The sequence below is a fragment of the Streptomyces sp. NPDC052016 genome, from assembly GCF_044548445.1.
In the GTDB taxonomy this organism is placed as follows: Bacteria; Actinomycetota; Actinomycetes; order Streptomycetales; family Streptomycetaceae; genus Streptomyces.
In genome coordinates, this window is sequence record NZ_JBIUBX010000021.1 from 99,150 (window position 1) to 123,878 (window position 24,729).

The following is a 24,729-nucleotide window of genomic DNA, read 5'->3' on the forward strand; positions in this document are numbered from 1 at the left end:
GAACCGCGTGACCGCCGATACGTCCGTGCCGTCCACAGCGCTGCTGGCAGGAGCAGACCGGGACGGTTCCAACTACACCGCGCGGCACCTGCTCGTCCTCGAGGGCCTCGAGGCCGTGCGCAAGCGCCCGGGTATGTACATCGGCTCGACCGACAGCCGCGGTCTGATGCACTGCCTCTGGGAGATCATCGACAACTCCGTCGACGAGGCCCTCGGTGGTTACTGCGACCACATCGAGGTGATCCTCCACGACGACGCATCGGTGGAGGTGCGCGACAACGGCCGGGGCATTCCCGTCGACGTCGAGCCGAAGACCGGCCTGTCCGGCATCGAGGTCGTCATGACCAAGCTGCACGCCGGCGGCAAGTTCGGAGGCGGCTCGTACGCCGCCTCCGGCGGTCTGCACGGCGTCGGCGCCTCCGTGGTGAACGCGTTGTCGGCCCGCCTGGACGTCGAGGTGGACCGCAGCGGGCACACGCACGCGATCAGCTTCCGCCGCGGTGTCCCCGGGGCGTTCGGGGCAGACGGACCGGACGCCAAGTTCGAGGCCAAGGGGGGCCTGCGCAAGGCCAAGAAGATCCCCAAGACCCGCACCGGTACGCGCGTGCGGTACTGGGCCGACCGCCAGATCTTCCTCAAGGACGCCAAGCTCTCCCTGGAGACCCTGCACCAGCGCGCGCGCCAGACCGCGTTCCTGGTGCCCGGCCTGACCATCGTCGTCCGCGACGAGTACGGCCTCGGCGAGGGCGGCAGCAAGGGCGAGGAGTCCTTCCGCTTCGACGGTGGCATCAGCGAGTTCTGTGAGTACCTGGCCACCGACAAGCCCGTCTGCGACGTGCTCCGCTTCACGGGGCAGGGCACCTTCAAGGAGACGGTCCCCGTCCTGGACGACCACGGCCAGATGACCCCCACCGAGGTCACCCGCGAACTCGGCGTCGACGTGGCGCTGCGCTGGGGGACGGGATACGACACGACCCTGCGGTCGTTCGTCAACATCATCGCCACGCCCAAGGGCGGCACGCACGTGGCCGGCTTCGAGCAGGCCGTCACCAAGACGATGAACGAGGTCCTGCGCGCGAAGAAGCTTCTGCGCGTCGCCGAGGACGACATCGTCAAGGACGACGCGCTGGAGGGCCTGACCGCCGTCGTCACCGTCCGACTCGCCGAGCCGCAGTTCGAAGGCCAGACGAAGGAGGTCCTCGGAACCTCCGCGGCCCGCCGGATCGTGAACACCGTGATCTCCAGGGAACTCAAGGCGTTCCTGACGTCCACGAAGCGGGACGCCGCGGCCCAGGCGCGCGTCGTCATGGAGAAGGCGGTCGCCGCCGCGCGCACCCGTATCGCCGCACGTCAGCACAAGGACGCGCAGCGCCGGAAGACGGCCCTGGAATCCTCGTCCCTGCCCGCCAAGCTGGCCGACTGCCGCAGTGACGACGTCGACCGCAGCGAGCTGTTCATCGTCGAGGGCGACTCCGCGCTGGGTACGGCGAAGCTCGCCCGGAACTCCGAGTTCCAGGCGCTGCTGCCCATCCGCGGCAAGATCCTCAACGTCCAGAAGTCCTCCGTGACCGACATGCTCAAGAACGCCGAGTGCGGCGCGATCATCCAGGTCATAGGGGCTGGTTCGGGCCGGACCTTCGACATCGACGCGGCCCGCTACGGCAAGATCATCATGATGACCGACGCCGATGTGGACGGTTCCCACATCCGCTGCCTGCTGCTGACGCTGTTCCAGCGCTACATGCGGCCCATGGTGGAGGCCGGCCGCGTGTTCGCCGCCGTGCCGCCGCTGCACCGCATCGAGCTCGTCCAGCCCAAGAAGGGCCAGGACAAGTACGTCTACACGTACTCGGACCGTGAGCTGCGCGACACCCTCATGGAGTTCCAGACCAAGGGGATCCGGTACAAGGACTCGATCCAGCGCTACAAGGGCCTGGGCGAGATGGACGCCGACCAGCTGGCCGAGACGACGATGGACCCGCGCCACCGCACCCTGCGCCGCATCAACCTCTCCGACCTGGAGGCGGCGGAGCAGGTGTTCGACCTCCTCATGGGCAACGACGTGGCACCTCGCAAGGAGTTCATCTCCAGCTCCGCCGCGACGCTGGACAGGTCGCGCATCGACGCGTAGGTGCTGGGCATCGGCCTTGGCCTGGGCTTCGGTCTCGGCCTGGGCCCCTCCGGCCTCCCTGGTCCCGGACCTCGACCTGGGCGGGCCCCTCGGCGGGGCCTGGGCCGTCGGGCTGCCGTATGAGGCTGCCGCGGGGGCCTCGCCCGGGTGCGTGGGTTGGCTCGCGGGCTTGAGCAATCCCGCAAGCCGGCCTGTTGGCCGAGGCAGGGATCAAGGGGCATGCCCAGGCGGTGCGTGACGCGTACGGGAAGGGCCGGTGCGACCGCCGACGGGGTAACGGGGTCCTCGGTCACCTGATGGGGTGAAGAGGGCGGGGAAGAAGAGTCACGGATCTTCCCGTTCCGTCCATCCTTGGGCATGCAGTCAAGCAATGGCCGTGCCCGTGGCAGCGGGGACGGTTCCGAGAGTTCGGGCGACCCCGGACAGGACCACGAACCGGCGTACGCGCCGGCCTCGGCAAGCGTGCGGTACGAGGATCCGTGGTACGACGCTCTCGCCTCTGGCTGGGGCGAGTCGAGCACCCTGAGCGCTCCCGTGGCCGAGGTGCCGGCGGCACGCGCGCGGCAGGACGGGGCCGTGGCGGCGGCCCAGATCTACCTCCAGGTGCAGCGCAGTGAGGCCTTCCAGGAGGTGCGCAGTCGGTATCGGCGCTTCGTGGTTCCGGCGGTCATCGGTTTCTTCGCCTGGTACGTGGGCTACGTCGTGACCGCGACGACCGCGCCCGGGTTCATGGCACGACCGGTGGCCGGTGCGGTGAACGTGGCGATGCTCGCGGGGCTCGGGCAGTTCCTCAGCACGTTCCTGCTCACCTGGGCCTACTCCCGGCACGCACGGCTGCGCAGGGACCGGGCGGCGCTCGAAGTGCGCTGGGAGACACAGGAACTGACGCGTGAGGCGCGAGGTGGTGCGTCGTGACCGGTGACCATCAGACGCTGGCGTTGCTGTTGTTCAGCACCTTCATCGCCGTCACCCTCGGGATCACGACGTGGGTGAGCCGGAAGCGGCATGGCTCGGCGGAGGAGTTCTATGCCGGTGGGCGGCTCTTCTCCCCGATGGAGAATGGTTTTGCCATCGCGGGGGACTACATGTCGGCCGCCTCCTTCCTCGGCATCTCCGGGCTCATCGCGCTCTTCGGCTACGACGGGCTGCTGTACTCGGTCGGCTTTCTGGTGGCCTGGCTGGTGGTGCTGTTCCTCGTCGCCGAACTGGTGCGCAACTGCGGACGGTTCACGCTCGCCGACGTGGTGGCCACGCGGATGACCGAGCGGCCGGTGCGGATCGCGGCGGGAACCTCCTCGGTCGCCGTGTCCGTTCTCTATCTGGTGGCGCAGATGGTGGGTGCGGGAAGCCTGGTCGCGCTGCTCCTCGGGAGGACCGGCGAGGCGGCCCAGGCCTGGACCGTCATCGGGGTCGGGGCCCTCATGGTGATCTACGTGTCGTTGGGAGGGATGCGGGCCACCACATGGATCCAGATCGTCAAGGCGGTACTGCTGCTCGGCGGAACCGTCGCGCTCACCGTGCTCGTCCTGGCGCGATTCCAGGGTGACTTCGACCGGCTGCTGCTCACGGCGGCGGAACGCAGCGGACACGGCGCCGCGTTCCTCGCACCGGGGCTCAAGTACGGTGGTGACTGGACCGCGCGCTTGGACTTCATGAGCCTGGGACTCGCCCTGGTGCTGGGCACGGCCGGGCTGCCGCACATCCTGTCCCGCTTCTACACCGTGCCGACCGCGCGGGCCGCCCGGCGTTCGGTCGTGTGGTCGATCGGGCTCATCGGCGGCTTCTACCTGATGACGATCGTCCTCGGCTTCGGCGCGGCGGCGATCGTCGGTACGGACGCGGTACGCAGGTCGAACGCGGCAGGGAACACGGCGGTTCCGCTCCTGGCGCTCGACCTCGGCGGAGGAGCCGGCTCCACGGGAGGAGCCGTTCTTTTCGCGCTCGTGGCGGCCATCGCCTTCGCCACGATCCTCGCGGTGGTCGCCGGGGTCACGCTCGCCTCCTCGGCGTCGGTGGCCCACGATCTGTACGCCTCCCTGCGGCGCAGGCACGCCGAGCCGCGCAGAGAGGTGGCGGTGGCGCGGATCGCCGCCGCCGGGATCGGCGTGGTCGCCATCGGCCTCGGTCTGCTGGCCCGCGACCTCAACGTGGCCTTCCTCGTGGGGCTCGCCTTCGCCGTCGCCGCGTCCGCGAACCTTCCCGTCCTGCTCTATTCACTGTTCTGGCGGGGCTTCACCACCCGGGGCGCCGTGTGGTCGGTGTACGGCGGACTGGTTCCGGCGCTGGTGCTGGTCCTGCTGTCGCCGGTGGTGTCGGGCAGCCCCCAGTCGCTCTTTCCCGGCCTCGACTTCCAGTGGTTCCCGCTGCAGAACCCCGGCCTGGTCTCCATCCCGCTGGGCTTCCTCGCGGGCTGGCTCGGCACCGTCACCTCGGCCGAGGTGCCCGACGAGGCCAAGCACGCGGAGACCGAGGTGCGGGCGCTGACGGGGGCGGGAGCCGTTTAGCAGGCGGTGCCTCGTCGTCGTACTGCATGGGGCGGCAAGCGGTGGGCGGCGGCCCTTACCGGTCCATTGAAGCGTGTCCTCATGAGCAGGTGGTCAGGAGCGGGTCGCCCACACGTATCGGTGTTCCGGGCGGCCCGCGTCCCCGTACTTCAGGGTCAGGCGGGCCCTGCCCGTGCGTTCCAGGAGCTTCAGATAGCGCTGGGCGGTCTGGCGGCTCACCCCCGTACGGTCGGCGATCTCCTGGGCCGACAGAGGGCCTTCCGCGTTCATCAGGGACTGACGTACGAGTTCCGCGGTGGTGGGGGAGTGGCCCTTGGGCAGCCCGGGCTCCGAGGGGGCCGACAGGGCGCCGAAGATGCGGTCGACGTCGGCCTGCTCGGCCTCGCCGCCGCCGTCGAGCGTGCGGCGCAGCTCCGCGTACGCCTCCAGTTTGGCGCGCAGGCCCGCGAAGGCGAACGGCTTGACCAGGTACTGCAGGGCGCCCTGCCGCATCGCCGCCTGCACGGTCGAGACGTCCCGCGCGGCCGTCACCATGATCACGTCCGTCTGGTGGCCGCGGCGGCGCATCTCCTGGACGACCTCCAGACCCGTCTCGTCGGGCAGGTAGTGGTCCAGCAGGACCAGGTCCAGTCGGGGCAGCAGGTCCAGCCGGCGCAGTGCCTCGGCCGCGCTGTGCGCCTCGCCGGCGACGTGGAAGCCCGGCACCTTCTCGACGTAGGCGGCGTTGACCTGGGCGACCCTGGTGTCGTCGTCCACGACCAGGACCTCGATCATCGCGACTCCTTCTCGTCAGTGCCCTTCGCGGGTGTGGCCAGGGCGGGTTCCGGTTCGGGCACGGTCAGCGCCTCCGGCAGGACCACGGTGAACTCGGCTCCGCCGCCCTGCGCCTCACCGACCGACGCGCTGCCACCCTGTCGCTCGGCGAGCCGCCGCACCAGGGAGAGACCGATGCCGCGTTTCCCGTGCGCCGGCGGTTTCTTCGTGGACCAGCCCTCGGTGAAGACCGACTCGCGGTGCTCGGCCGGGATTCCGGGGCCGGTGTCCCGGACGCGCAGGACGGCGGTGCGTCCCTCGGTCCGGAGCTCGATCTCCACGCGCGCGTGCGGCGTACCCGCGACGGCGTCGAGGGCGTTGTCCACCAGGTTCCCGACGACCGTGACAAGCCCGCGCGGGTCGACCAGCCGGTCCGGGAGGCGCGTGCGGTCCGAGATCGACAGGGCGACACCGCGCTCGGCGGCGACGGTCGCCTTGCCGACCAGCAGTGCGGCGAGCAGCGGGTCCTCGATCTTCTCGGTCACCTGCTCGGCGGTCGCCCGGTGGTCACCGACCACCTCGCCCACGAACTCCACGGCGTCGTCGTACATCTCCAGTTCGAGCAGGCCGAGCAACGTGTGCATGCGGTTGGCGTGCTCATGGTCCTGCGCGCGCAGTGCGTCGATCAGGCCGCGTGTCGAGTCGAGTTCGCGGCCGAGCTGCTCCAGTTCGGTGCGGTCGCGCAGGGTCGCCACGGCGCCGCCGTCGTCGGTGGGCATGCGGTTGGCGACCAGGACTCGCTGTCCGCGGACGGTGAGCAGGTCCGTGCCGGTCACCCGGCCGGCCAGGACGTCGGCCGTACGGCCCTCGCCGAGGGCCTCGTCGGGGGAGCGGCCCACCGCCTCGTCCCCGATGCCCAGGAGGCGCTGCGCCTCGTCGTTGAGCAGGCGGATGCGCCCTGCGCGGTCCAGGGCGACGACGCCCTCCCTGATGCCGTGCAGCATCGCCTCGCGCTCCGCGAGCAGTGCCGAGATGTCGGAGAAGGCGAGGTCGCGGGTCTGCCGCTGCACCCGCCGGGAGATCAGCCAGGCGGCCAGCGCTCCCACGGCGAGCGCGCCGCCGGCGTACGCGAACAGCCCCGGTATCGCGTGGATCAGCCGGGCCCGCACGCTGTCGTACTCGATGCCGACCGAGACGGCTCCGACGATGCTTCCGTCGTCGTCGCGCAGGGGGACCTTGCCGCGGGCCGAGCGGCCCAGGGTGCCGCTGTCGATCTCCATGACGTCCTTGCCGGCCAGGGCCTGGCTCGGATCCGTGGAGACGTGGCCGCCGATCTCCTCGGGGTCGGTGTGCGACCAGCGTGTGCCGTGGACGTCCATCACCACGACGTACTCGGCGCCACTGGCCTTGCGGATGCGCTCCGCCTCCCGCTGCACCGGCCCGTCGACCGAGGGCGGCGTGCTCTGCAGGTCCTCGGCGATCTGCGGCACCGCCGCGGTGGTCTGCGCGATCGCGAGCGCGCGACGCATCGCCTGGTCGTCCAGCTGGTCGCTGAGGGGGGCGAGGAACAGTCCCGTGGCGAGCACCACGACTCCGGCGGCGATCGCCAGCTGCATGAGCAGCACCTGCGAGAACACGCGCCGGGGCATGCCGAGGCGCAGGCGGCGGACAGGGGGAGTGGTGCTCATACCCCCGACGGTACGTGGCCGGGTCGGCCCAGCCGTAGGGGTGTGTGGCGTGCGTCTCTTGATCGGCTCGAGAGGCGTCGAGGCAGGGCAGGAGAGGGCACGGGGGCGAGGGCGAGTGGCGAGGGCGGCGGGAGTGCAGGGCATGTGGACATGGGAAGGGACCGGGCGAGCCCGGCGGACGGCAAGGAGATCACTTCCGCGCCGGGCCCAGCGGCGCCGTTGAGCCGCGGTCTGCATGGTCGAGATCCGCGTGCCGCGGTCTGCGTGAGCCGTGGTCCGCGTGAGCCGCGATCTGCGTGAGCCGCGGTCCGAGCGGGTGCCCAGCCGAACGGGTGCCTCGGCCGAACGGGTGCCTCCGAACGGGTGCCTCAGCCGGCCAGTGCCGTCGTCAGCTCGCGCACCGCCACCACGTCCATCCGCGCGGGTGAACCCAGCACCGACACCCCGCAGCTCTCCGGTCGGGGAGGCGAGGACGCGCCCTGTGCCACGACGACTCGCCAGTGCCGCCCGTCGAGGTGTGCGACGGTCACCTCCCAGCGCGGCGCCTCGCCCTCCGTACGGACGACGGCGAGGGTCTCCGCCGCGTACTCGCCGGTCGCCGCACGCACGGCCAGCTCCGCCGCCTGGCCGGGCCGTTCCCAGGCCGAGCTCCCGCGGCAGCCCTCCAGGACGATCCGGCCCTCCTGGACGCCGTGCAGGGCCTCCTTGACGGTGTGCGCGGCGGCCCGCCCGTACGCGTAACCGTGGGGCAGGACGAGAACGGTGGGGGAGAAGCGGTGACCGCCCAGGTGGGTGACCTCCCAGACGCCGTGCACGCCCGAGGCGGAGAGTTCGGCCGCGAGGGGGCGGCCCAGCAGCGCGCAGCAGCGGTCGCGCTTGCCGTTGGTGCAGACGAGGGCGAGCGGTCCGCCGGTATGGGGCCGGCCCTGGAGGGCGGTGTCGAAGCTGCGGTGGTCGCCCCGGCCGAGAGCGGCGAAGTCGACGTCCAGCAGACGGCTCGGGTCGTTGGTCGTGGCAGTGCGCAGCCACACCCCGCCGGGGGTGGTGTGGGCCGCGTACACGCGGCGCAGGCGCGGCGTGCCGAGGTCCGCATGACGTCCGGGACGCCGGATGAGCGCTACCCGGACGCCCGTGTTCTGGGCGGCCGCCTCCAGGGCGCGCCCGAGCGCGGGGTCCAGGTGGCTCGACACGAGCGCCCTGGCACCCCAGGGGCCGGGCTGTTCCACCAGAAGCCAGGTCCTGGCCGTGGGCGCGGTTGCGGACATGGGCTCGTCAAGGTCGCGCGAGACGGCCGTGCACGTACTCACAGAGGTGAGCCTAACCTGACTTGGGGCGGTGCGGCTTCCGGGGCGGGGTCGTGTCCTCCCCGGCACGGACACGCGCGGCTGCCGCGCCGGGATGCCCGTAACCCGGTCGTCCCGGGCGTCAGGCCTGGTCACGCGTGCTGTGGTACTGGTCGCGCGTGCTGCGGGGCTGATCGCGAGACGCGCGTGCTGGAGTGATCGGAGACGCGCGTGCTGGGGGAGTGATCGAATGCGCGCGTGCTGCGTGACTGGTCCGGACCGGGATAGGTGAAGCCTGATCCCAACGGGCCGGCGGCCCGGTCCGGCAGGACCGAACCGACCTGTCATCCGAAACGCGGGCGACTCCCCCCGCCGGCCCCGGAGATCGATCGGCGTCGGTGAGTGGCCGCCGCCATGCGCCCGATACTGCGGGCGTGCGGCAGACGAACGCGCCGCCGGACGAGCCCGCTCGCCGGCGCAGTCTCGCCCATACCGGTCAACTCACAGGCACCACAGACGCGGCTGAGTGACTTTTGCAGCGAAGCCCTCGCCAATCTCGCTACCGTTCTGCCACCCAACTGTGCCCAGACCCGTCGAAGGACCGATACCCCTTGAAGATCGTGCGCCGCATCGGTGTGCCCCCGAGCGCCCGAGGCAGTAACTCGGGAGCCACGTGCCCGGACGTGTTCGAACTCAGCGACGGCAACTTCGCCGTCATCGGCACCGAGGCCACCGAGGCGCTGGACGGTGAACTACCCGCGGACGCTGCTCGTGCCGACTACGAGCGCATCGTCATCGTGAGCAGGGAAACCCTGATCCGCGCCAAGGCAGACATTCCCGACGCCTGATCCCACCGCACGAGCACGCGTCCACCCGTAGACCCGTCCCGTCACCGACCCCGGTCGCACGCAACCGATGAGCGAGCCGGGCGCTTCCAGGCGAGCAGCACGGCACCCCGCGTCCCTGCTCGGTCTCCACCGATGAGGCCTGGCGCCAGAACGGCACCAGGCCACACGCTTGCCCGATGCCGACCGCTGCCCCGATGCCGACCGCTGCGCGTCATTCCTCCGTGTCGTCCGTCGGCGGATGGCCCACCACCCACCACTCGTCGGTGTCGGCGTCGTCCAGATCCATGACCAGGCCGTCTATCATCCGGCCGATCCGCGCCTCCTCGGACGCTTCGTTGAGGCTCGCGCGCTGATCCTTCGACGCCTCCCAGTACTCGCGGAAGACGGGGCTCTGGAAGAACTCGCGAAGATGCCGGTACAGCTCCTCCCGGTCCAGGAGTCCCGCCTGGTAGAGGTGGAAGAGGTGGGCGTACCACGCGTTGGCGTAGAGGAACTGCCGGCGCTTCTCCGGGGGGATGGTCTTGTCGTAGGTGTCGACGACCGCGGCGAGGGAGGGATCGTCGATCGCCCTGGCCGTCAGTTCCCAGTGCATGCGCTGCTGATGGGCCAGTGCCTTGCGCCGGATCGCCAGTTCCTCGAGCTCCAGCCGCCGCTCCTCCCGGCGGGCGGCCTCGAGGCGCAACCGTCGTGCCGCGAGCGTCACCGTGGCGGTGACGAGCATAAGGCCGAGCGTGGCGGACCCGAGCCTCCCCGCCTTGATTTTCTGTGTGGCCATGTCAACCCCCGAATCAGGCGACCGTCAGCCGGTCGTCGGATGCGGGTCGACTGACGGGGACCGGCGAGCGGTGGGCGGCGCTTGCCGCCTCCCAGGGTGCCGAGCGGCTCTGATCGGCGGGGAGGCGGAGAGGAGGCGCACGGAGGGAAGTGAGGGTCGCACACCACGGCGCCTTGCCCAACGTCTGCCCCGCGAGCGCTGCTAACAATCGTTCACTCAGCGGTGATTCTTCCGGCTCGTATCCTGGCTCCGCATTCAGTTCCCGACCGTGCGCCGGACCACGAGCCGGTGTACGCGTAGGTGCCAGAGAGGTCGCACGTTGACGCAGAGCCACGCCCCGCAGCAGATCCCGGTCGTCGTCCTCGCCGGATTCCTGGGCTCCGGCAAGACGACGCTGCTCAACCACCTCCTCCACCGCAGTGGGGGCAGCCGTATCGGCGCCATCGTCAACGACTTCGGCGCCGTCGAGATCGACGCCATGGCGGTGGCCGGCGCGCTTGGCGACTCCACCGTCTCCCTCGGCAACGGCTGTCTGTGCTGCGCCGTCGACGCCAGTGAACTCGACGTCTACCTCGAACGGCTCGCCCGGCCCTCCGCCGGCATCGACGTCATCGTGATCGAGGCCAGCGGGCTCGCCGAACCCCAGGAGCTCGTTCGGATGGTCCTGGCCAGCGAGGAGCCGGGCATCGTGTACGGCGGACTCGTCGAGGTCGTCGACGCCGCCGAGTTCGACGAGACCCGGGCCAGGCACCCCGAGATCGACCGCCACCTCGCCCTCGCCGACCTCGTCGTCGTGAACAAGCTGGACCGGGCGCCCGACGCCGACCGCGTCCTCGGGGCCGTCCGCAGCCTCACCGACCGGGCCGCCGTCGTTCCCGCCACCTACGGCCGCATCGATCCCGAGTTCCTCTTCGACTGCCGGCCGAGCGAGGAGCGCGTCGGGCAGCTCTCCTTCGACGACCTGCACGCACACGGTGAGGACGACGAGGACGGCCATGCCGGCCACCTGCACACGACCTACGACAGCCTCTCCTTCGTCTCCGCGGTCCCCCTCGACCCGCGCCGGTTGATGCCGTTCCTCGACAGCCGCCCGGAGGGCCTCTACCGGATCAAGGGGTACGTCGACTTCGGCCCGCACGACCCCGCCAACCGGTACGCCGTGCACGCCGTCGGCCGCTTCCTGCGTTTCCGCCCCGAGCGCTGGGAGCCCGCCGGGGAGCGCCTCACCCAGCTCGTCCTCATCGGCTCCGGCATCGACGCGGCCGCCCTCGGCGCGGAACTGGAGGCGTGCAAGAACGACGCCCCACACGCCGACGAGCACGGCATGTGGGGCGTTCTGCGGTACGTACGGGACCCCGAGGACGAGGTTGTGCACGACCCCGAGGACGCCGTCGACCGGGACGCCGACGACGAGGCCCTGCGGGCTCCTGACGACGACGTCCTCGAAGAGGCCTAGACCGGTCCCGCCACCACCGCGACCGTCTTCGCCAGCGACACGCCCGAGCCGTCGCGGCGCGGGTCGATCTCGGGAAGCTCGGCCGGGGTGCCGTTCTTCTGCGCCGCCCGTGCCGGGGCGGCGCCCGCCCAGGCCAGGGACAGGCAGTCCTCGCCCTTCAGGAACCGCTGGCAGCGCACACCGCCCGTGGCGCGACCCTTGCGCGGGTACTGGTCGAACGGGGTCAGCTTGGCCGTCGTCTGGACGGAGTCGTCGAGCGTGCCGCGGGAGCCCGCGACCGTGAAGACCACCGCGTCCACCGCCGGGTCCACCGCCGTGAACGAGATCACCTTGGCGCCCTCGGTGAGCTTGATGCCCGCCATACCGCCCGCCGGCCTGCCCTGCGGGCGGACCTGCGAGGCCTGGTAGCGCAGCAGCTGGGCGTCGTCCGTGATGAAGACCAGGTCCTCGTCACCCGTGCGCAGCTCGACCGCGCCGACGATCCGGTCGCCCTCCTTGAGCGTGATGACCTCCAGCTCGTCCTTGTTGGACGGGTAGTCGGGCACCACACGCTTGACGACACCCTGTTCCGTGCCGAGCGCCAGTCCCGGCGAGGACTCGTCGAGCGTGGTCAGGCAGACCACCGTCTCGTCGCCCTCCAGGGAGACGAACTCCGCCAGCGGGGCACCGCCCGAGAGGTTCGGCGCCGTGGCCGTGTCCGGGAGCTGCGGCAGGTCGACGACGTTGATCCGCAGCAGCCTGCCCGCCGAGGTGACCGCGCCGATCTCCCCGCGCGCGGTGGCCGGTACCGCCGAGACGATCACGTCGTGCTTGGTGCGCCGGCCGTCGCCGTCCTCCGCGAAGGGCTCGCCGTTCGCCGTGCGCGCCAGCAGGCCCGTCGAGGAGAGCAGCACACGGCAGGGGTCGTCGGCGACCTGGAGCGGCACGGCGGCGGCCGGGGTGCCCGCCGACTCCAGCAGGACCGTACGGCGCTCGGTGCCGAACTTCTTGGCCACCGCAGCCAGTTCGGCCGAGACCAGCTTGCGCAGCTCCGCGTCCGACTCCAGGATCCGGGTCAGCTCGGCGATCTCCGCGTTGAGCTTCTCCTTCTCCGCCTCGAGCTCGATGCGGTCGTACTTGGTCAGACGGCGCAGCGGCGTGTCCAGGATGTACTGGGTCTGGACCTCCGACAGGGAGAAGCGCTCCATCAGGCGCTCCTTGGCCTGAGCGCTGTTCTCGCTGGAGCGGATCAGACGGATGACCTCGTCGATGTCGACGAGCGCGGTGAGCAGGCCCTCCACCAGGTGCAGGCGGTCGCGCCGCTTGCCCCGGCGGAACTCGCTGCGGCGCCGGACGACCTCGAAGCGGTGGTCGAGGTAGACCTCGAGGAGCTCCTTCAGGCCCAGCGTGAGCGGCTGGCCGTCGACCAGCGCCACGTTGTTGATGCCGAACGACTCCTCCATGGGAGTCAGCTTGTAGAGCTGCTCCAGGACCGCCTCCGGCACGAAGCCGTTCTTGATCTCGATGACCAGGCGCAGGCCGTGCTCGCGGTCGGTGAGGTCCTTGACGTCGGCGATTCCCTGGATCTTCTTCGAGCCCACCAGGTCCTTGATCTTGGCGATGACCTTCTCGGGGCCGACCGTGAACGGCAGCTCCGTGACGACCAGGCCCTTGCGGCGGGCCGTGACGGTCTCCACCGACACCGTGGCGCGGATCTTGAAGGTGCCGCGACCCGTCTCGTAGGCGTCCCGGATCCCGGAGAGGCCGACGATCCGGCCACCGGTGGGCAGGTCGGGGCCCGGCACGTGCCTCATCAGGGCGTCCAGATCCGCGTTCGGGTAGCGGATCAGGTGGCGGGCGGCCGCGATGACCTCGCCCAGGTTGTGCGGCGGCATGTTGGTGGCCATGCCGACCGCGATACCCGAGGAGCCGTTGACCAGGAGGTTCGGGAAGGCGGCGGGCAGCGCCACCGGCTCCCGCTCCTGGCCGTCGTAGTTCGGCGTGAAGTCGACGGTGTCCTCGTCGATCGACTCCGTCATCAGGCTCGTGGCCGCGGCCTGGCGGCACTCGGTGTACCGCATGGCCGCCGGCGGGTCGTCGTTGCCCAGTGAGCCGAAGTTGCCGTGGCCGTCGACCAGGGGCACGCGCATGGAGAAGGGCTGGGCCATGCGCACCAGGGCGTCGTAGATCGACGCGTCGCCGTGCGGGTGCAGCTTGCCCATGACCTCGCCGACGACGCGGGCGCACTTCACATAGCCGCGGTCGGGGCGCAGGCCCATCTCGTTCATCTGGTAGACGATGCGGCGGTGCACCGGCTTGAGGCCGTCGCGGGCGTCCGGCAGGGCGCGGGAGTAGATGACCGAGTAGGCGTACTCGAGGAAGGAGCCCTGCATCTCGTCGACGACGTCGATGTCGAGGATCCTCTCCTCGTACGAGTCGTCGGGCGGCGGGGTCTTCGTGCTGCGGCGGGCCATCGCTGCCGGCTCCTCCTGTTTCCTGGTCGCTCGCCTACGGGGCGCTGACGCCTTCGGGCTCACTCTTGCTGACGCGTGTGACGGGTCTGATGCCGACCATTGTGGACCGTGGCACTGACAGCGCGGGCCGGGACCCGGGCGTCGGCGGCCGGCCCCGGCGGGAGGGCATCCCCCGCACGGCTGCCCGCAGGCTACGCGATCTCGCTCTCGGCGTACGCCGCCCGGGAACTTCGCCGACGCTCCGCGCGCTTGCATACAGTGGCAGGACCGGCAGGAAAACCGCGGTTTCGACGACCGCGTCCGCGATCGGAAGGGACGTACATGCCCATGGGTCACACGGCCACAGCCCAGGCAGGCTCCGGGGGCCTGACAGCGACCGAGCACCGCCTGGCCAACGGCCTGCGCGTGGTGCTCTCCGAGGACCACCTGACCCCGGTCGCGGCGGTGTGCCTCTGGTACGACGTCGGTTCGCGCCACGAAGTCAAGGGGCGTACCGGTCTTGCTCACCTTTTCGAGCACTTGATGTTCCAGGGCTCCGCACAGGTCAAGGGCAACGGCCACTTCGAGCTGGTCCAGGGGGCCGGCGGCTCCCTCAACGGCACCACCAGCTTCGAGCGCACCAACTACTTCGAGACCATGCCCGCCCACCAGCTGGAGCTCGCCCTCTGGCTGGAGGCCGACCGCATGGGCTCGCTGCTGGCCGCCCTGGACGACGAGTCCATGGAGAACCAGCGCGACGTCGTCAAGAACGAGCGCCGCCAGCGCTACGACAACGTTCCGTACGGCACGGCCTTCGAGAAGCTCACCGCCCTGGCCTACCCGGACGGCCACCCCTACCACCACACGCCGATCGGCTCGATGGCCGACCTGGACGCGGCGACCCTGGAGGACGCGCGCGCGTTCTTCCGCACCTACTACGCGCCGAACAACGCCGTCCTGTCGGTCGTCGGCGACATCGACCCGGAGCAGACGCTCGCCTGGATCGAGAAGTACTTCGGCTCCATCCCCGCCCACGACGGCAAGCCCGAGCCCCGGGACGGCACGCTGCCCGACGTCATCGGCGAGCAGCTGCGCGAGGTCGTCGAGGAGGAGGTCCCGGCCCGCGCCCTGATGGCCGCCTACCGCCTGCCGCAGGACGGCACGCGCGCGTGCGACGCCGTCGACCTGGCGCTCACCGTGCTCGGCGGCGGCGAGTCCTCCCGCCTGTACAACCGCCTCGTCCGCCGCGACCGTACGGCGGTGGCGGCCGGCTTCGGCCTGCTGCGGCTCGCCGGGGCGCCGTCCCTGGGCTGGCTGGACGTGAAGACCTCCGGTGACGTCGAGGTGCCGGTCATCGAGGCCGCCATCGACGAGGAGCTCGCCCGGTTCGCCGAGGAGGGCCCCACGGCCGAGGAAATGGAGCGCGCCCAGGCCCAGTTGGAGCGCGAGTGGCTGGACCGGCTGGGCACGGTCGCCGGCCGCGCCGACGAACTCTGCCGGTACGCCGTGCTGTTCGGCGACCCGCAGCTCGCCCTGACCGCCGTCCAGCGCGTGCTGGACGTCACGGCCGAGGAGGTGCGGGAGGTCGCCAAGGCCCGTCTGCGCCCCGACAACCGAGCCGTACTGGTCTACGAGCCCACCGAGAACACCGCCGACGAGGACGAGAACGAGGAGGCGGCCAAGTGACCGAGCTCGCCACGATGGACTTCCACCCCCAGCCGCAGGCGGGCGAGGCCAGGCCCTGGGCGTTCCCCGCCCCCGCGCGCGGGACGCTCGACAACGGCCTGACCGTTCTGCGCTGCCACCGCCCGGGCCAGCAGGTCGTCGCCGTCGAGATCCTCCTCGACGCGCCCCTGGACGCGGAGCCGTCCGGACTCGACGGCGTCGCCACGATCATGGCGCGAGCCTTCTCCGAGGGCACCGACAAACACTCCGCCGAGGAGTTCGCCGCCGAGCTGGAGCGCTGCGGCGCCACCCTGGACGCGCACGCCGACCACCCCGGCGTCCGGCTGAGCCTGGAGGTCCCGGCCTCCCGCCTGGCCAAGGCTCTCGGCCTGATCGCCGACGCCCTCAGGGCGCCCGCGTTCGCCGACAGCGAGGTCGAACGCCTCGTGCGCAACCGCCTCGACGAGATCCCGCACGAGCTGGCCAACCCCTCGCGGCGGGCCGCCAAGGAGCTCTCCAAGGAGCTGTTCCCGGCCACCGCGCGCATGTCGCGCCCGCGCCAGGGCACCGCGGAGACGGTCGAGAACATCGATTCCGCGGCCGTCCGCGCCTTCTACGAGAAGCACGTCCGGCCCGCCACGGCCACCGCCGTGGTCGTCGGTGACCTGACGGGCCTCGACCTGGACGCGCTCCTCGGCGACACCCTGGGCGCCTGGACGGGCTCCGCCGCCCAGCCGCGGCCCGTACCGCCGGTGTCCGCCGATGACACCGGCCGGGTCGTCATCGTGGACCGCCCCGGCGCCGTCCAGACGCAGCTGCTGATCGGCCGCGTCGGCCCCGACCGGCACGCGCGCGTGTGGCCGGCACAGGTCCTTGGCACCTACTGCCTCGGCGGCACCCTCACCTCCCGCCTGGACCGCGTCCTGCGCGAGGAGAAGGGCTACACCTACGGCGTGCGCGCCTTCGGGCAGGTCCTGCGCTCCGCGCCGGACGGCTCAGGGGCCGCGATGCTCGCCATCAGCGGCTCCGTCGACACCCCGAACACCGGTCCGGCGCTGGAGGACCTCTGGAAGGTGCTGAACACGCTCGCCGCCGAGGGACTCACCGACGCCGAGCGCGACGTCGCCGTGCAGAACCTGGTGGGCGTGGCGCCGCTGAAGTACGAGACCGCGGCGGCTGTCGCGAGCACCCTGGCCGACCAGGTCGAGCAGCACCTGCCCGACGACTACCAGGCGACGCTGTACCAGCAGCTCGCCGCGACCGGCACCGTCGAGGCCACCGCGGCGGTCGTGAGCGCCTTCCCGACGGACCGCCTGGTGACCGTCCTCGTCGGTGACGCCGCCCAGATCAAGGAGCCGGTCGAGGCCCTGGGTATCGGCGAGGTCAAGGTCGTCTCGGCCGAGTAGGGCGTTGTCCGGCGGAGCGGGTCGCGGGAGTCGACGGTGACGCACGGGCGCAGGTGAGCGGGGCGTCGTGCGTCCAGTTGCCGGGCGGAGGGGGCGACGCGGCGGGAGGCCTCCCGCCCGAGCGGAGTCGAGCGTGGGGAGGGCGTGTGCCAGGCCCCGCGTCCGCGGCCTGACCCGCCCGGCCGGACCGACTGTGGCCGCGGCGCCTGCTCACCGTGGCGTCCGCTCACCGCGCCGCACGCTCGCCGCGGCGCCCGTGCCGCCGGGCCCCGTGTCACGCGCGGCCGGACGGACCGTGGCCGCGGCGCCTGCCCACCGTGGCGCCTGCTCACCGCGCCGCCTGCTCACCGCGCCGCCCGCTCGCCGTGGCGCCCTGCCCGCCGGGCCCCGCGTCGCGCGCGTGCAATGAGGCCCCGGTGACCCGACGGTCACCGGGGCCCCTTGATGTCCGAATTGAGGGAGAGGTTGCCTGTCTGCCCTGTGGCATGCGCTACAAAAGCCGCGTTCCGTTTGGGGATTGAGATCGGGCCCGTCTAGTTTCGTCCGGGCTGTTCGTCGGGCAGTGCGCCGCACCCGCGGCACCGGACAGCCATCGCCGAGTCCCCGTACGGCGCGAGCCAGGGGAGCCGGGGACCCAACTGTGCAGTCCCTGGGGTGAATCGGACGCCCGCGCGAGTCGCGAGGGGGCCCGTAGGAGACCTTCCTGCTCCGAACCCGTCAGCTAACCCGGTAGGCGAGAGGGAAGGAAAGGACCGCTCAACTTCATGGCGTTCACCTGCGCCACCGGGAAGCACCGTCGTCCCAGCCGGATGAAGCGCACCACCGCCCGCGCGGCGGGCATCGCGGCGCTCACCACCACCGGCGTCATCGGCACCGTCGCCTCCTCCCCGGCTTTCGCCGCCGAGACCCCCGTCGAGCAGACCGGGCTGATGCCCGTCGTCACCATCGGCGACTCCGTCGCCGAGCGGATCGACGACCAGGCCGCCGCCCAGAAGCAGGCCGCCCAGGAGGAAGCCGCGCGCAAGGAGGCCGCCGCCCAGGCGGCCGCGAAGGTCAAGAAGGAGCGCGAGGCGAGGGCCCGAGCAGCGCGCGAGGCCGAGCGCAAGCGCCTCAACACCTTCGTGTCGCCGATCGCCGGCTCCTACGTGTCCACCGGCTACCGGTCCGGCGGCTCCCTGTGGTCATCCGGAAGCCACACCGGCATCGACTTCCACGCCTCCAGCGGGACCCCCGTGCACGCGGTGGGGCTCGGCACCGTCGTCGAGGCCGGCTGGGGCGGCGCCTACGGCAACCAGGTCGTGATCCGGATGAACGACGGCACCTACACCCAGTACGGGCATCTGTCCTCCATCAGTGTCTCGGTGGGCCAGAAGGTCACCCCGGGCCAGCGGATCGCCCTCTCCGGCGCCACCGGCAACGTCACCGGCCCGCACCTGCACTTCGAGGCCCGCACGAGCCCGGAGTACGGCTCGGACATCGACCCGGTCGCCTACCTCCGTGGGCACGGCGTCAGCCTCTGACGACGTACCCGGCAGATCGTCCAGCCCCGGCCCTCGCGGCCGGGGCTTTCGCCGTTTCATGAGCCTCGTTGTCCAAAAAATATCCATGGATTCCGGCCCGCCGTCGGAAATTCCGGCTCGTTGCAATAGAGTCACCCGACGGACGTCATTCGTCGACGTTTCACGGGGATTAAGGCGGAGGTCGGTCATGCGTATTCCGGCGCACTCGGTGTGCACGGCCATCCGGGACGACATCGTCGCGGGTGTCTACGAGCGCGGCAGCCGCCTCACCGAGGAACTCCTCGCCCGCCGCTACGGCGTCTCGCGCGTCCCCGTCCGCGAGGCGCTGCGCACGCTCGAGGCGGAGGGCTTCGTCGTGACGCGGCGGCACGCGGGCGCGTGCGTCGCCGAACCGACCGAGCAGGAGGCCGCCGACCTGCTGGAGATGCGCATGCTGCTGGAGCCCCTCGGAGCCTCCCGGGCCGCGCAGCGCCGCACCGAGGCCCATCTGAAGGTGCTGCGCGGTCTGGTGAGGCTGGGCCAGGAGCGTGCCAGGAGGGGAAACAGCGAGGACCTGCGGTCTCTGGGCGGCTGGTTCCACGAGACGCTCGCCCAGTCCTCCGGCAGCCACACCCTGACGTCGACACTCACCCTGCTGCGCCACAAGATCGCCTGGATGTACGCGGTGGAGGCGCCGACCAACCCGGTGGAGTACTGGGCGGAGCACGGGGCGATCGTCGACGCGGTGGCACGCGGCGACGGCGAACGCGCGCGGGCGCTCACGGCGCTGCACGCCGAGCGCTCGTCGGCCGCGCACCGGCTGCGCTTCACGGGCGCGGAACGCCCCGACCGTGTGAGGACTTCGCAACACGTAGTAAACATGTCGGGCCCGCGGCATTAACAATGGGGCCGTATACAAAGAAGGGATATTCGGCGGAGGTGTATTTCCGCTGCCCTTTTTCCAGCGCGCCCGGGAATTCCGCCGGTGCGCTGCCTCGTGCGCTCGCGGACTTTTTCCGGTCGGCCTAGGAAATGCCTCGGTGACGACCGGGGAAAAGGGCGGAGCCGCGCCGCCCGGGACGGGCGACGCGGCTCGGTGCGCGCTTCGAGCGAGGTTCGGACGGTCTCAGCCCGGAGGCTCAGACGGTCTCGGCTCAAAGGCTCAGAGGCTCAGACGGTCTCGGGAAGCTCCTCGAGCCCCTCGGAGACCAGCTTGGCCAGCCGGTCGAGGGCGATGTCCGCACCCTCGGCGTCGGAGGCGAGGACGATCTCCTCGCCACCCTGGGCGCCCAGACCGAGGACGGCCAGCATGGAGGCCGCGTTGACGGGGTTGCCCCCCGCCTTGGCGATCGTCACGGGGACGCCTGCGGCCGTGGCGGCTCGGACGAAGATGGAGGCGGGGCGGGCGTGGAGGCCCTCGGCCCAGCCGACGTTGACGCGGCGCTCAGCCATGTGTTGCTGCCCTTCGGTGTTCAGGGTTGTCTAGACCAGTGTTCCACACGTGAAGCGTGCCCGGAACGGGTCTGTGTCCCGTTCCGCCGTGGTCGTCGGGTCGCGGCCTCGACCCGACGTTCCGTCCTCCACAGACTGCCTCGCGCCGTTGTCGTACGCGAGCCGTACTCTGGGCCCCATGCAGAGCGCGCCGGACCGGCACGAGTACCCCGCCCACTGGGAAGCCGACGTGGTGCTGCGCGACGGCGGCACCGCGCGCGTCCGCCCCATCACCGTCGATGACGCCGAGCGCCTGGTCAGCTTCTACGAGCAGGTCTCGGACGAGTCGAAGTACTACCGCTTCTTCGCGCCCTACCCGCGTCTGTCCGCCAAGGACGTCCACCGCTTCACGCACCACGACTTTGTGGACCGGGTGGGACTCGCGGCCACGGTCGGCGGCGAGTTCATCGCCACCGTACGCTATGACCGCATCGGTGCCGACGGCCTGCCCGCCTCCGCGCCCGCCGACGAGGCCGAGGTCGCCTTCCTCGTGCAGGACGCCCACCAGGGCAGGGGCGTGGCCTCCGCCCTCCTGGAACACGTGGCGGCCGTCGCGCGCGAGCGCGGCATCCGCCGGTTCGCCGCCGAGGTGCTCCCCGCCAACACCAAGATGATCAAGGTGTTCACGGACGCCGGGTACACCCAGAAGCGCAGCTTCGAGGACGGCGTCGTCCGCCTGGAGCTCGACCTCGAGCCCACCGAGCGCTCCCTTGCCGTACAGCGCGCGCGGGAGCAGCGCGCCGAGGCCCGCTCGGTACGGCGGCTGCTGGTGCCGGGCTCGGTCGCCGTCGTCGGCACCGGCCGCACCCCCGGCGGCGTCGGCCGCAGGGTCCTCGGCAACCTCCGGGAGGCCGGCTTCACCGGGCATCTGTACGCGGTGAACAAGGCGTTCCCCGACGACTTCAAGGAACTCGACGGGGTGCCCGCGCACCGTTCCGTGCGCGACATCGACGGGCACGTCGACGTCGCGGTGGTCGCCGTCCCGGCCGAGCGCGTGCCCGAGGTCGTCGCCGAGTGCGGCGAGCACGGCGTGCAGGGACTCGTCGTCCTCGCCGCCGGCTACGCGGAGAGCGGGCCCGAGGGCCGCGATCGCCAGCGCGAACTCGTGCGGCAAGCGCGCGCGTACGGGATGCGGATCATCGGCCCCAACGCGTTCGGGATCATCAACACCTCCCCGGAGGTGCGGCTGAACGCGTCCCTGGCACCGGAGATGCCCAGGCCGGGCCGCATCGGCCTGTTCGCCCAGTCCGGCGCCATCGGCATCGCCCTGCTGTCCCGGCTGCACCGGCGCGGCGGAGGCGTCACCGGCGTCACGGGCGTGTCGACCTTCGTCTCCTCCGGCAACCGCGCCGACGTCTCCGGCAACGACGTCCTCCAGTACTGGTACGACGACCCCGACACCGACGTCGCCCTCATGTACCTGGAGTCCATCGGCAACCCGCGCAAGTTCACCCGCCTCGCCCGGCGTACGGCCGCCGTCAAGCCGCTCGTGGTGGTGCAGGGCGCCGGATCGGCCCCGCAGGGGCACGCCGTACGGGCCACGCGGCTGCCGCACGCGACGGTGTCGGCGCTGCTGCGGCAGGCAGGTGTGATCCGCGTGGACACCATCACCGAGCTGGTGGACGCCGGCCTGCTGCTCGCGCGCCAGCCGCTGCCGGGAGGCCCGCGGGTGGCCATCCTGGGCAACTCCGAGTCGCTGGGGCAGCTGACCTACGACGCGTGCCTCTCCGAGGGCCTGCGCCCGCTGCCGCCGCTCGACCTGACCACGGAGGCGTCGGCGGAGGACTTCCAGGCGGCGCTGGCGCGGGCCCTGGCCGACGAGACCTGCGACGCGATCGTGGTGACGGCCATCCCGGCGATCGGTGAGGCGTCGCCCGGCGACGCGGAACTGGCGGAGGCCCTGCGTTCGGCGACGGCCACCGGCCCCGCCAAGCCCGTGCTCGTCGTGCACGTGGAGCTCGGCGGCCTGGCGGAGGCCCTGTCGGCGGCCGCGAGCACCGCCCCACGCGCGCGTGCCGCGACGACGGACGCGGCGGCACCGCAGGCCGGCCCGGGCCGCACCCCGGTGACCGAGGCGCCCGAAGGCGCCCACCTCATCCCCGCCTATCCCGCCGCCGAACGCGCGGTCCGCGCCCTCGCCGAGGCCGTGAAGTACGCGCACTGGCGCCGCGAGGCCGCCGACCCCGGCAAGGTGCCCGAGTACGAGGACATCGACGAGAGGGGCGCGGCCCGGCTGATCGAAGGGCTCCTAGCGCGCGGGCAGGGCCTCACCCTCGGCACCGACGAGACCTGCGAGCTCCTCGGCCGGTACGGCATCTCCGTGCGCCGGGCGATCCCCGCCCCCTCCCCGGACGAGGCCGCGCGGGCCGCCGCCGCCCTCGGCTACCCCGTCGCCCTCAAAGCCACCGCACCCCACCTGCGGCACCGCGCCGACCTGGGCGGCGTCCGGCTCGACCTCGCGGACGAGGAACAACTGCGGCGGTCGTACGACGAGTTGACCGAGCTGTTCGGGACGCCGCAGGAGGTGCGCCCGGTCGTCCAGGCGATGGCCCCCCGCGGGGTCGACACCGTCGTCCGCGCGGTCATCGACCCGGCGGCCGGAGCGGTGCTCTCGTTCGGGCTCGCCGGGGCCGCCTCGCAACTGCTCGGCGACATGGCGCACCGCCTCGTCCCGGTCACCGACCGCGACGCGACCTCCCTGGTCCGGTCGATCCGGACGGCGCCGCTCCTGTTCGGCTGGCGCGGCTCCACGCCCGTCGACACCCCGGCCCTGGAGGAGCTGCTGCTGCACGTGTCCCGCCTGGTCGACGACCACCCGGAGGTGGTCGCGGTCACCCTGGAGCCGGTCGTGGTCGCCCCGCACGGCCTGAGCGTCCTCGGCGCCTCGGTACGCCTGGCCCCGCCGCCCGCCCGCGACGACCTCGGCCCCCGGACGCTCCCCGCGTACTGAGGCGCTCGTGAGCTGTCCCTCGCAGTCAGTGGGTCCCCGTAGGATGGACGGCATGGCCAAGACCAGTACGACGACCCAGGGGCTGCGTGCGGCGATCGAGCGCAGCGGCTACTACCCGGCCCTCGTGGCCGAGGCGGTGGAGGCCGCCGTGGGCGGCGAGCCCATCCGGTCGTACCTGGTCCACCAGGAGACCACCTTCGACCAGAACGAGGTGCGTCGGCACGTGACCGTGCTGGTCCTCACCGGCAACCGCTTCATCGTCAGCCACACCGACGAGCAGGCCGCCGACACCACCTCCCCGACCCCGTACGCGACGACGTCCACCGAGTCCGTGAAGCTCGGCCGGATCTCGTCGGTCGTCGTCAGCCGCGTGGTGGCCAACCCGGAGTCGTACACGCCGGGCACCCTGCCGCGCGAGGTCGTGCTGACCATCGGCTGGGGCGCCGTCTCCCGCATCGACCTGGAGCCGGCCGCCTGCGGCGACCCCAACTGCGACGCCGACCACGGCTACACGGGCAACTCGACGGCGGACGACCTCAGCCTGCGCGTCAGCGAGGCCGGCGACGGCCCGGAGACGGTGCGCCAGGCGCTCGTCTTCGCACAGTCGCTCTCCGAGGCGACCGCGGACACCGCCCGCTGATGGCTCAGCCCGCCGCCTGGGACGCCCCGGAACCCCTCGCCGTCTCCTCCGCCCCCGTCCCCGAGTACGGCTCCGGGTCCCTCGCCGACCTGCTGCCCACGCTGGCCGCCGGCCTCGGCGTACCCGGCATGAGCGCGACGATCCCGGAACTGACCCCGGCCGACCGCAACTGCGTCTTCCTGATCGACGGCCTCGGCTGGGAGCAGATCAGGGCCCACCCGGACGAGGCGCCGTACCTGCACTCCCTCCTCGGCAGTTCGCGCGGCGGCACCGGACGCCCGATCACCGCCGGCTTCCCGGCGACGACCGCCACCTCCCTCGCCTCCGTCGGCACCGGCCTGCCGCCGGGCGCCCACGGGCTGCCCGGATACACCGTGCGCAACCCGGCCACCGGCGAGCTGATGAACCAGCTCCGCTGGCAGCCGTGGACCCCGCCGCTCCCCTGGCAGCCGTACCCCACGGTCTTCGAACTGGCCCACGCGGCGGGCGTGCACGCCGCCCAGGTGTCCTCGCCCCACTTCGAGACCACCCCGCTGACCAAGGTCGCACTCAGTGGCGGAACGTTCCTGGGGCGCCTGACCGGCGAGGAGCGCATGGACCTCGCCGCCGAGCAGCTCGCCGCCGGCGACCGCTCCCTCGTCTACACGTACTACGCCGAACTCGACGGCGCCGGGCACCGCTACGGCGTCGCCTCCGACACCTGGCGCGGCCAGCTCATGTACGTCGACCGGCTCGTCCAGCGCCTCGTGGAACAACTCCCGCCGCGCAGCGCGCTCTACGTCACCGCCGACCACGGCATGGTCGACGTGCCCTTCGACGAGGAGCACCGCATCGACTTCGACGAGGACTGGGAGCTGCGCGCCGGGGTCGCCCTGCTGGGCGGCGAGGGCCGCGCCCGCCACGTCTACGCCGTCCCGGGCGCCGAGAACGACGTCCTGACCTGCTGGCGCGAGGTGCTCGGGGAGCAGTTCTGGGTGGCCTCGCGGGACGAGTCCATCGCCGCGGGCTGGTTCGGGCGGCCCGGCCAGATCGACGAGCGCGTGTACGCCCGCCTCGGCGACGTGATCGCGGCGGCCCGGGACGACGTCCTGCTCATCGCCTCCGAGCGGGAGCCGAAGGAGTCGTCGATGGTCGGCAACCACGGCTCGATGACCCCTGCCGAGCAGCTCGTTCCCCTCCTCGAAGTACGCTCCTGAAGCACGCTTCCT

General features: G+C 71.8%; 18 protein-coding genes and 1 riboswitch. Of the genes, 12 read left to right on the forward strand and 6 right to left on the reverse strand.

Annotation, left to right across the window (positions count from 1 at the left end; genetic code table 11):
* The first annotated feature begins 7 nt into the window (after nt 1-7).
* The 3 genes from ACIHAR_RS25535 to ACIHAR_RS25545 all read left to right on the forward strand — a co-directional run bounded on the left by ACIHAR_RS25535 (nt 8) and on the right by ACIHAR_RS25545 (nt 4,635).
* The gene (locus ACIHAR_RS25535; protein WP_388755942.1) at nt 8-2,131 is read left to right on the forward strand and encodes a type IIA DNA topoisomerase subunit B; all 2,124 of its coding nucleotides are present in this window, start codon (nt 8-10) and stop codon (nt 2,129-2,131) included.
* A 357-nt stretch (nt 2,132-2,488) separates the two neighbouring features.
* Complete coding sequence (locus ACIHAR_RS25540) at nt 2,489-3,046, forward strand: DUF485 domain-containing protein (RefSeq protein ID WP_365458841.1); 558 nt, start codon at nt 2,489-2,491, stop codon at nt 3,044-3,046.
* Complete coding sequence (locus ACIHAR_RS25545) at nt 3,043-4,635, forward strand: cation acetate symporter (protein WP_365458838.1); 1,593 nt, start codon at nt 3,043-3,045, stop codon at nt 4,633-4,635. The genes ACIHAR_RS25540 and ACIHAR_RS25545 overlap by 4 nt, the downstream gene beginning before the upstream one ends.
* A 93-nt stretch (nt 4,636-4,728) precedes the next feature.
* Here the strand turns inward: ACIHAR_RS25545 and ACIHAR_RS25550 are convergent, their stop codons facing one another.
* The 3 genes from ACIHAR_RS25550 to ACIHAR_RS25560 all read right to left on the reverse strand — a co-directional run bounded on the left by ACIHAR_RS25550 (nt 4,729) and on the right by ACIHAR_RS25560 (nt 8,383).
* The gene (locus tag ACIHAR_RS25550; RefSeq protein WP_365458836.1) at nt 4,729-5,409 is read right to left on the reverse strand and encodes a response regulator; all 681 of its coding nucleotides are present in this window, start codon (nt 5,407-5,409) and stop codon (nt 4,729-4,731) included.
* Entirely contained in the window at nt 5,406-7,076 is a 1,671-nt protein-coding gene (locus ACIHAR_RS25555) for a sensor histidine kinase (RefSeq protein ID WP_365458833.1), read from the reverse strand. Before ACIHAR_RS25555 ends, ACIHAR_RS25550 begins: the two co-directional genes overlap by 4 nt.
* Before the next feature lie 368 nt (nt 7,077-7,444).
* Complete coding sequence (locus ACIHAR_RS25560) at nt 7,445-8,383, reverse strand: sucrase ferredoxin (RefSeq protein ID WP_365458830.1); 939 nt, start codon at nt 8,381-8,383, stop codon at nt 7,445-7,447.
* Between the two features lie 587 nt (nt 8,384-8,970).
* On the opposite strand from ACIHAR_RS25560, the gene ACIHAR_RS25565 reads away from it, so the two are divergent.
* A complete protein-coding gene (locus ACIHAR_RS25565; RefSeq protein WP_189147568.1) occupies nt 8,971-9,207 on the forward strand; it encodes a hypothetical protein in 237 nt (78 codons plus the stop codon).
* Between the two features lie 211 nt (nt 9,208-9,418).
* Here ACIHAR_RS25565 and ACIHAR_RS25570 read toward each other — a convergent pair whose 3' ends face one another.
* Nucleotides 9,419-9,982, reverse strand: a complete 564-nt coding sequence (locus ACIHAR_RS25570; protein WP_365458824.1) for a DUF6082 family protein — start codon at nt 9,980-9,982, stop codon at nt 9,419-9,421.
* A gap of 319 nt (nt 9,983-10,301) precedes the next feature.
* On the opposite strand from ACIHAR_RS25570, the gene ACIHAR_RS25575 reads away from it, so the two are divergent.
* A complete protein-coding gene (locus ACIHAR_RS25575; protein WP_400022073.1) occupies nt 10,302-11,438 on the forward strand; it encodes a CobW family GTP-binding protein in 1,137 nt (378 codons plus the stop codon).
* On the opposite strand, the gene ACIHAR_RS25580 is transcribed toward ACIHAR_RS25575, so the two are convergent.
* Nucleotides 11,435-13,891: a DNA topoisomerase (ATP-hydrolyzing) subunit A gene (locus ACIHAR_RS25580; protein ID WP_400022075.1), complete on the reverse strand. Its 2,457-nt coding sequence runs from the start codon at nt 13,889-13,891 to the stop codon at nt 11,435-11,437. The two genes, ACIHAR_RS25575 and ACIHAR_RS25580, sit on opposite strands and share 4 nt — an antisense overlap.
* 321 nt (nt 13,892-14,212) lie before the next feature.
* Here ACIHAR_RS25580 and ACIHAR_RS25585 point away from each other — a divergent pair, with 321 nt between their 5' ends.
* The 4 genes from ACIHAR_RS25585 (at nt 14,213) to ACIHAR_RS25600 (ending at nt 19,341) form a co-directional block, all read left to right on the forward strand.
* A complete protein-coding gene (locus ACIHAR_RS25585; RefSeq protein ID WP_365458815.1) occupies nt 14,213-15,556 on the forward strand; it encodes a pitrilysin family protein in 1,344 nt (447 codons plus the stop codon).
* Nucleotides 15,553-16,941 carry a pitrilysin family protein gene (locus tag ACIHAR_RS25590; RefSeq protein ID WP_365458812.1) on the forward strand — a complete coding sequence of 463 codons (1,389 nt, stop codon included), beginning with the start codon at nt 15,553-15,555 and terminating at the stop codon, nt 16,939-16,941. The genes ACIHAR_RS25585 and ACIHAR_RS25590 overlap by 4 nt, the downstream gene beginning before the upstream one ends.
* Nucleotides 16,942-17,524: 583 nt before the next feature.
* Nucleotides 17,525-17,692, forward strand: a riboswitch (cyclic di-AMP (ydaO/yuaA leader).
* A gap of 13 nt (nt 17,693-17,705) precedes the next feature.
* Nucleotides 17,706-18,461: a M23 family metallopeptidase gene (locus tag ACIHAR_RS25595; RefSeq protein WP_400022078.1), complete on the forward strand. Its 756-nt coding sequence runs from the start codon at nt 17,706-17,708 to the stop codon at nt 18,459-18,461.
* 187 nt (nt 18,462-18,648) lie between these two features.
* Nucleotides 18,649-19,341, forward strand: a complete 693-nt coding sequence (locus tag ACIHAR_RS25600) for a GntR family transcriptional regulator (protein WP_400022080.1) — start codon at nt 18,649-18,651, stop codon at nt 19,339-19,341.
* A 269-nt stretch (nt 19,342-19,610) separates the two neighbouring features.
* Here the strand turns inward: ACIHAR_RS25600 and ACIHAR_RS25605 are convergent, their stop codons facing one another.
* Complete coding sequence (locus ACIHAR_RS25605; protein WP_365458804.1) at nt 19,611-19,892, reverse strand: HPr family phosphocarrier protein; 282 nt, start codon at nt 19,890-19,892, stop codon at nt 19,611-19,613.
* A 178-nt stretch (nt 19,893-20,070) separates the two neighbouring features.
* Here ACIHAR_RS25605 and ACIHAR_RS25610 point away from each other — a divergent pair, with 178 nt between their 5' ends.
* The 3 genes from ACIHAR_RS25610 to ACIHAR_RS25620 are packed head-to-tail and all read left to right on the forward strand — an operon-like array spanning nt 20,071 to nt 24,717.
* Nucleotides 20,071-22,881 carry a GNAT family N-acetyltransferase gene (locus tag ACIHAR_RS25610; protein ID WP_400022082.1) on the forward strand — a complete coding sequence of 937 codons (2,811 nt, stop codon included), beginning with the start codon at nt 20,071-20,073 and terminating at the stop codon, nt 22,879-22,881.
* Nucleotides 22,882-22,924: 43 nt separating this feature from the next.
* Nucleotides 22,925-23,521 carry a DUF5998 family protein gene (locus tag ACIHAR_RS25615; RefSeq protein ID WP_365458798.1) on the forward strand — a complete coding sequence of 199 codons (597 nt, stop codon included), beginning with the start codon at nt 22,925-22,927 and terminating at the stop codon, nt 23,519-23,521.
* The gene (locus tag ACIHAR_RS25620; RefSeq protein ID WP_400022085.1) at nt 23,521-24,717 is read left to right on the forward strand and encodes an alkaline phosphatase family protein; all 1,197 of its coding nucleotides are present in this window, start codon (nt 23,521-23,523) and stop codon (nt 24,715-24,717) included. The genes ACIHAR_RS25615 and ACIHAR_RS25620 overlap by 1 nt, the downstream gene beginning before the upstream one ends.
* Nucleotides 24,718-24,729: the final 12 nt, after the last annotated feature.